At 68.4% G+C, this 6,860-nt stretch carries 8 protein-coding genes and 1 pseudogene; 8 read left to right on the forward strand and 1 reads right to left on the reverse strand.

Translation table 11 applies throughout. From position 1 onward, the window contains the following. Together pth and APY03_RS28210 are read left to right on the forward strand one after the other, a co-directional pair. The coding region (gene pth, locus APY03_RS28205; RefSeq protein WP_232324448.1) for an aminoacyl-tRNA hydrolase at positions 1-448 on the forward strand (448 nt) is incomplete at its 5' end. A gap of 35 nt (positions 449-483) precedes the next feature. Then, on the forward strand, positions 484-936 hold the full coding sequence (locus APY03_RS28210; protein ID WP_068682140.1) for a hypothetical protein: 453 nt from the start codon (positions 484-486) through the stop codon (positions 934-936). Here the strand turns inward: APY03_RS28210 and APY03_RS28215 are convergent. Further along, the gene (locus tag APY03_RS28215) at positions 933-1,226 is read right to left on the reverse strand and encodes a YfhL family 4Fe-4S dicluster ferredoxin (protein WP_068682143.1); all 294 of its coding nucleotides are present in this window, start codon (positions 1,224-1,226) and stop codon (positions 933-935) included. The two genes, APY03_RS28210 and APY03_RS28215, sit on opposite strands and share 4 nt — an antisense overlap. Positions 1,227-1,436: 210 nt before the next feature. Here APY03_RS28215 and APY03_RS28220 point away from each other — a divergent pair, with 210 nt between their 5' ends. The 6 genes and pseudogenes from APY03_RS28220 to APY03_RS44675 all read left to right on the forward strand — a co-directional run. Further along, positions 1,437-2,387: an ABC transporter permease gene (locus APY03_RS28220; protein WP_068682145.1), complete on the forward strand. Its 951-nt coding sequence runs from the start codon at positions 1,437-1,439 to the stop codon at positions 2,385-2,387. Further along, positions 2,384-3,265, forward strand: coding sequence for an ABC transporter permease (locus APY03_RS28225; RefSeq protein WP_068682147.1), 882 nt, complete (start codon positions 2,384-2,386; stop codon positions 3,263-3,265). Before APY03_RS28220 ends, APY03_RS28225 begins: the two co-directional genes overlap by 4 nt. A 13-nt stretch (positions 3,266-3,278) precedes the next feature. Beyond that, entirely contained in the window at positions 3,279-4,265 is a 987-nt protein-coding gene (locus APY03_RS28230; protein WP_068682148.1) for an ABC transporter ATP-binding protein, read from the forward strand. Then, complete coding sequence (locus APY03_RS28235; protein ID WP_232081138.1) at positions 4,262-5,068, forward strand: ATP-binding cassette domain-containing protein; 807 nt, start codon at positions 4,262-4,264, stop codon at positions 5,066-5,068. Before APY03_RS28230 ends, APY03_RS28235 begins: the two co-directional genes overlap by 4 nt. Positions 5,069-5,154: 86 nt before the next feature. Further along, entirely contained in the window at positions 5,155-6,648 is a 1,494-nt protein-coding gene (locus tag APY03_RS28240) for an ABC transporter substrate-binding protein (protein ID WP_068682151.1), read from the forward strand. Beyond that, positions 6,645-6,860: pseudogene (locus APY03_RS44675) on the forward strand (amidase); the annotation flags it as partial. The gene APY03_RS28240 and the pseudogene APY03_RS44675, both read left to right, overlap by 4 nt.

Here is a 6,860-nt window from a genome sequence, read left to right on the forward strand (position 1 = left end):
GCCGCAGACCTTCATGAACCTCTCCGGCAAGTCGGTGGCCGCGCTGGCCCGCTTCTTCAAGATCGAGCCCCACGAGATCCTGGTCGTGCACGACGAGCTCGACGTGGTGCCCGGCCAGGCCAAGCTCAAGCGCGGCGGCAGCCATGCCGGGCACAACGGGTTGCGCGACATCCACGCGCAGCTGGGCACCGCGGACTATTGGCGCCTGCGTCTCGGCATCGGCCATCCGGGCGTCAAGTCCGAGGTGGTCAGCTGGGTGCTGAAGAAGCCGCTCAAGGAACAGCGCGAGGCGATCGAGGACGCGATCGCCCGCACCCTCCACGCCTTCCCGGCCCTGGTCGCCGGCGAGATGGACAAGGCGACGCTGCTCATCCACACGAGCAAGCCGCCGCGTCCCAAGCCTCCGCGTCGAGAGCCGGCCGAAGGCGGACCGCCCGCTGCGGCCTGAGCGGAAACATCGAAGCGAAAGGGAGAGAAGGAAGAATGAAGAAGGACTCGACACCTCGGATCGCCATCCTGGCGATAGCGGCCTGCGCCTTGTGGGCCTCGTCCGCAGCCTCGGCGGGCACCTCCGCGTGGCGCTGCGGGAATACCTACAGCGACCAGCCCTGTCCGGGTGGCAAACCGCTCGCCCTCGGCGATATACCCGATGCCAGGCAGAAGCGCGAGGCCGACACCTCGACGCGCGAGGCCCGGGCGGCCGGCGACCGGCTTGAACGCGAGCGCCTGCGGCAGGAGAAGGCACAGGCCGGCCGCCACGCGACGCTCATCGACAGCAGACCGCCAGCGCCGAAGGCCGATGCTGGTGGTGCCAAGAAAAAGAAGAAGGGCAAGAAGGAACCCGACTACTTCAGCGCCCATGACCCGGTGGCCACTGCGAAGAAGAAGGCCGAGAAAGCCGAGAAAGCCGGACGCCGCAGCGCCGAGAAAAGCTAGGCCTGCGCGGCCTCAGGGGGCTTGCCTTCGGCGACCGCCGCCTTGGCGGCCGCCAGCCGCTCGAATTTCTGCCACAGGGTCTCCTGCGACTCGAGGTGGGCCGGGTCCTTGGGAATGCAAGCAACGGGACACACCTGCACGCACTGCGGCTCGTCGAAATGTCCCACGCATTCGGTGCACTTGTGCGGATCGATCTCGTAGATCTCCTCGCCCATGTAGATCGCATCATTGGGGCACTCCGGCTCGCAGACGTCGCAGTTGATGCATTCGTCGGTGATCATGAGGGCCATGGCGTGGATTATCCGTCGGCCTCCGCCCGGCCCGCCCCGCGGGTGGCCAAAACCCCCTCGGGAGCCAGTGAAGACGCCTGGCGCCGAAGTGGGTCGGCAGTGCCCGGGCATGGTCATTGCGTCGGTCGGGTTATGCTGCGGCCCGCCCCATGAGCCGCACGGCCGATCCGAAGCCGAATAGCACCGCAGCCGAAGGCGAAGGTATTTCCAGTGAGCCTCTTCCTGTTCAAGCGTTTCGTGACGCTGATCGCCACCCTGATCGGCGCCTCGGTCATCGTCTTCCTCGTGCTCGAGATCCTGCCCGGCAATGCCGCGCAGATGCTCATGGGCCCCGACGCCTCGCCCGAGGCCGTGGCCGCCCTCGCCTCCAAGCTGGGACTCGACCAGCCCGCCTGGACCCGCTACTGGCACTGGATCGGCGGCCTGCTCACCGGCGAGCTCGGCGACAGCTATACCTACAGCACGCCGGTGGTGGAGCTGATCCTCGAGCGGCTCGCCCTGACCGTGCCCCTGGCCCTGCTCGCGATGGCCTTCACCACCGTGCTCGCCCTGCTGGTGGGCGTGACTGCCGCGGCCCGCCACAACAAGCTCGGCGACGTCGGCCTGATGGGGCTGACGCAGGTGGGCATCGCCATCCCCAACTTCTGGTTCGCGATCCTGCTGATCCTGGTCTTCTCGGTACAGCTGCAGTGGTTCTCGGCCGGCGGCTTCGAGGGCTGGGGAGAAGGCGTGCTGGCCGGGCTCAAGGCGCTGCTCCTGCCCGCCCTCTCGCTGGCCGTGGTGCAGGCCGCGATCCTGGCGCGCATCACGCGCTCCGCCGTGCTGGAGGTGATGCGCGAGGACTTCGTCCGCACCGCCCGCGCCAAGGGCGTGTCGCAGCGCGCCGTGCTGTGGACCCATGTGCTGCGCAACGCGCTGATCCCGGTGATCACCGTGATGGGCATGCAGTTCTCCGAGCTGCTGGCCGGCACCATCGTGGTGGAGAACGTGTTCTACCTCCCGGGGCTCGGCCGGCTGATCTTCCAGGCCATCAGCAACCGCGACCTGATCGTGGTGCGCAACTGCGTGATGCTGCTGGCGGCGATGGTGGTCATCGTCAACTTCGTGGTCGATGTGCTTTACGCCGTTATCGACCCGCGCATCAAGGCCTCCGACATATGAGCGCAGTCCCCGCACAAGTCCCGAGCGCCGCCGCTTTCAAGGTGCCCGGCTTCTGGCGCCGCGCGATGCATCACCGCAGCTTCGCCATCGGCGGCGTGCTCACGCTGCTGCTGGTCCTGGCCGCCGCCGTCTCCCTGGTGTGGACGCCCTGGTCGCCCTACGAGATGAACATCGCCAACAAGCTCAAGCCGCCGACGTCCGCGCACTGGCTGGGCACCGACACCTTCGGGCGAGACGTGGCCTCGCTGCTGCTGGTGGGCGCGCGTGCCTCCATCCTGGTGGGCCTGATCGCAGTCGGCATCGGCCTGGTGGTCGGCACCGCGCTGGGCCTGCTGGCGGCTGCGCGGCGCGGCTGGGTGGAAGAAGCCATCATGCGCTTCGCCGACTTCTCGATGGCCTTTCCCGCCATCCTCTCGGCCATCATGATGACGGCGGTGTTCGGTGCGGGCATTGTCAATGCGATCATCGCGATCGGCATCTACAACATCCCGACCTTCGCGCGCATCACACGGGCCTCGGCCAACGCCATCTGGTCGCGCGAGTACGTGGCCGCCGCGCGCGCCTGCGGCAAGGGCGCCTTCGCGATCACGATGCAGCACGTGCTGCCGAACATCTCGGCGGTGCTGATCGTGCAGTCCACCATCCGCTTTGCGATCGCGATCCTGGCCGAGGCCGCCCTCTCCTACCTGGGCCTCGGCACGCAGCCCCCGCAGCCTTCGTGGGGCCGCATGCTCAGCGAGGCGCAGACCATGATGTTCCAGGCGCCCTTGCTCGCGGTGTGGCCGGGCATGGCGATCGCCCTGGCTGTACTCGGCCTCAACCTGCTGGGCGACGGCCTGCGCGACCTGCTCGACCCCCGCCTCGCCCGCGCCCGCTGACCTCTCACCCGATATGCCCCTGCTCGAAGTCGACGACCTCCATGTCCAACTGCAGACGCAGCGCGGCCCGGCCGAGGCGGTGCGCGGCATCGGCTTCACTCTGGAACGCGGCGAGACGATGGGCATCGTGGGCGAGTCCGGCTGCGGCAAGTCGATCACCGTGCAGTCGCTGATGGGGCTGCTGCCCGCGACCGCCAAGGTCACGGGCAGCATCCGCTTCGACGGCACTGAGCTCGTCGGCCTGCCCGAGCGCGCAATGTGCAAGATCCGGGGCAACCGCATCGGCATGATCTTCCAGGAGCCGATGACGGCACTGAACCCCGTCCACACCGTCGCGCGCCAGGTCGGCGAGCCGCTGCGGCTGCATCGCGGCCTGTCGCGCGCCGAGGCCCGCAAGGAGGCACTGGCCCTGCTCGAACGCGTGGGCATCCCGGACGCCGCCGCGCGTCTCGACGCCTATCCGCACCAGTTCTCGGGCGGGCAGCGGCAGCGCATCGGGATCGCGATGGCGCTGGCCTGCGGGCCCGACCTGCTGATCGCCGACGAGCCCACCACCGCGCTCGACGTCACCATCCAGAAGCAGATCCTCGAGCTGATACAGGGCCTGGTGGACGAGCGCGGCATGGCGCTGATCCTGATCTCGCACGACCTGGGCGTGATCGCGCAGAACGTCTCGAAGATGCTGGTGATGTACGGCGGCAGCGTGGTCGAGAGCGGGCCCACGGCTGCCGTCTTCGCCGAACGCGCCCATCCCTACACCCAGGGGCTGTTTGCCGCCCGCCCGGCGCTCGGCGCGCCGCGCGGGCTGGAGCTGGCCACCATTCGCGGCAGCGTTCCCGATCTGATCGACCTGCCGGGTGGATGCCCCTTCGCCGGCCGCTGCCGCTTCACCATCGACGAGTGCCACGCGACGCGGCCGCCGCCCACGCCGATGCCGCACGGCCATGTCGTGCGCTGCATCCGGCTCGGCGATGTGATCGCCGAAGGAGCGCCGGCGTGACAGCCTTGCTCGAAGTCACCGACCTGGTGCGCCACTACCAGCTGCCGCGCGAACGCCTCTTCGGTCCGCCGCCCACCGTCAAGGCGCTCAACGGCGTGAGCTTCAGCCTGCAGCCCGGGCGCAGCATGGGGATCGTCGGGGAATCGGGATCGGGCAAGTCGACCATTGCGCGCCTCGTGATGGCGCTCGACACCCCCACGGCCGGCACCGTGAAGCTGCTGGGCCGCGACCTCCACGCCTTGTCCGCGGATGCGCTGCGCGCCGCACGCCGCGACGTGCAGATGGTGTTCCAGGATCCCTACGGCTCGCTCGATCCGCGCCAGACCGTGGCACGCATCGTCGCCGAACCGTTGGAGGCCCTGGCCAGGACCAGCCGCGCCGAGCAGCGCGAGCGAGCCGGCGAATCGCTGGCGGCCGTGGGGCTGCGCAGCGGCGACCTCGACAAGTACCCGCACGAGTTCTCCGGCGGCCAGCGCCAGCGCATCGCGATCGCCCGCGCACTGATCACGCGGCCCAAGCTGATCGTCGCCGACGAGCCGGTGAGTGCGCTCGACGTCTCGGTGCAGGCCCAGGTGCTGAACCTGATGCAGGAGCTGCAGCAGAAGTTCGGCGTGAGCTACCTGCTGATCAGCCACGACCTCGCAGTGGTGAACCACCTGTGCGACGAGGTCTGCGTGCTGCACCGCGGCCTCGTCGTCGAGAGGGGTGCGCCGCAGCACCTGTTCGCGCATGCCGAGCATCCGTACACGCAGGCGCTGCTGGCGGCCGTGCCGCGCGCCGAGCCTGCGGCGGCACTCTCTTGAGCAGGTGCTTGTCCCGGGCACGCGCCGCTCGCGCATGATGTAACGTCGCATTTTCCTTCTCAGCTTTCTTGCCTGGAGCCCCGACCATGTTGAAACGCCGCACCCTCCTGACCACCGCCGCCCTTGCCACCGTACCGCTCGCCCTGCCGCAAGCGGCGCTGGCCCAGGGGCGAAAGGACACGCTGGTGATCGGCATGACGCTGGAGCCGCCAGGCCTGGACCCGACCACCGGCGCGGCGTCCGCCATCGCCGAGATCACCCACTACAACATCTACGAGACCCTGACCAAGATCAACTCCGATGGCAAGGTCACGCCGCTCCTGGCCGAGAGCTGGGAAGTCTCGCCCGACCTCAGGACCTACACCTTCAGGCTGCGCCGGGGCGTGAAGTTCCAGAACGGCGAGCCCTTCAACGCCCAGACCGTCAAGTTCTCGTTCGATCGCGCCGGCGCCGAGAAGAGCACGAACAAGGACAAGCGCACCTTCGCCAACCTGAGCACGCAGGTGGTCGACGACCACACCGTGGTGCTGATCAACAAGGAGATCGACCCCGACCTCCCCTTCCTGCTGGGCCAGGCGACCGCCATCATGGTCGAGCCCAAGAGCGTGGACACCAATGCCACGAAGCCCGTGGGCACCGGCCCGTACAAGCTCGACAGCTGGGCCAAGGGCTCCTCGGTCGTCGTGAGCAAATGGGAGGGCTACCGCAATCCGGGCGAGGCCAAGCTCCGGCGTGTCACTTTCCGATTCATTTCCGATACGGCGGCGCAGGCGGCAGCGCTGATGGCCGGCGATGTCGACGTGTTCAAGCCCATCGGCACACGTGCCGTGGCCCAGTTCAAGAACAATCCGCAGTTCCAGGTCATCCAGGGCGGCTCGCGCGCCAAGACAATCCTTGCGATCAACAGCAGGAGAAAGCCGCTCAACGACGTGCGCGTGCGCCGGGCCATCCTCGCCGCGATCGACCGCAAGGCGGTGATCGAGGGCGCCGCGGACGGTTTCGGCACGCCGATCGGCAGCCACTACGTGCCCGGCGCGCCCGGCTACGTGGACACCACCGCCATCAACCCCCATGACGTCGAGAAGGCCAAGAAGCTCCTGGCCGAAGCGGGCGTGAAAACGCCGCTCGAACTCACGATGACGCTGCCGCCACCGCCCTATGCGCGCCAAGGCGGCGAAGTGATCGCGGCCGAGCTGGCCAAGATCGGCATCAACGTGAAGATCCAGAACGTCGAGTGGGCCCAATGGCTCAGCAACACCTACGGGGGCGCGCACGACTACGACCTCTCCATCGTGTCCCACGTCGAACCCTTCGACCTGGGCAACTATGCGAAGCCGGACTACTACTGGGGCTACGACTCCAAGGAGTTCACGGCGCTCTACGCCAAGATCAAGGCCACCGGCAACGAAGCCGAGCGCAACAAGCTCCTGGGAGAGGCGCAGAAGCTGCTCGCCACCGACGCAGCGAACGGGTTCCTCTACCAGCCTCAATTCCCCGCCGTGGCCAAGAAAGGCGTCAAGGGGCTTTGGAAGGAGATCCCGATCTTCGTCAATGACCTCGCGGCGCTGTCCTGGTCGTGAGCACGCCGCTGAACGACCTGCCGGCCCACGAACTGGTCGGCGCCTATCGAAAGGGCCGCCTCTCCCCGGTCGAGGTCACGCAGGCCGTGCTCGACCACATCGCGCGCTGGGAGCCCAGGCTGCAGGCCACGTGGCTGCTGCGACCCGAGGCCGCGCTCGAGCAGGCGCGCGCCTCGGAGGCGCGCTGGCGGCGCGGCGAGCCGCTCGGGCCG

Source organism: Variovorax sp. WDL1 (assembly GCF_001541225.1).
Classification (GTDB): domain Bacteria; phylum Pseudomonadota; class Gammaproteobacteria; order Burkholderiales; family Burkholderiaceae_C; genus Variovorax.

Coding starts and splice junctions, on each gene's coding strand:
- APY03_RS28210 (WP_068682140.1), top strand. CDS start 484: ATGAAGAAGGACTCGACACCTCGGATCGCCATCCTGGCGATAGCGGCC.
- APY03_RS28215 (WP_068682143.1), bottom strand. CDS start 1,226: ATGGCCCTCATGATCACCGACGAATGCATCAACTGCGACGTCTGCGAG.
- APY03_RS28225 (WP_068682147.1), top strand. CDS start 2,384: ATGAGCGCAGTCCCCGCACAAGTCCCGAGCGCCGCCGCTTTCAAGGTG.
- APY03_RS28230 (WP_068682148.1), top strand. CDS start 3,279: ATGCCCCTGCTCGAAGTCGACGACCTCCATGTCCAACTGCAGACGCAG.
- APY03_RS28240 (WP_068682151.1), top strand. CDS start 5,155: ATGTTGAAACGCCGCACCCTCCTGACCACCGCCGCCCTTGCCACCGTA.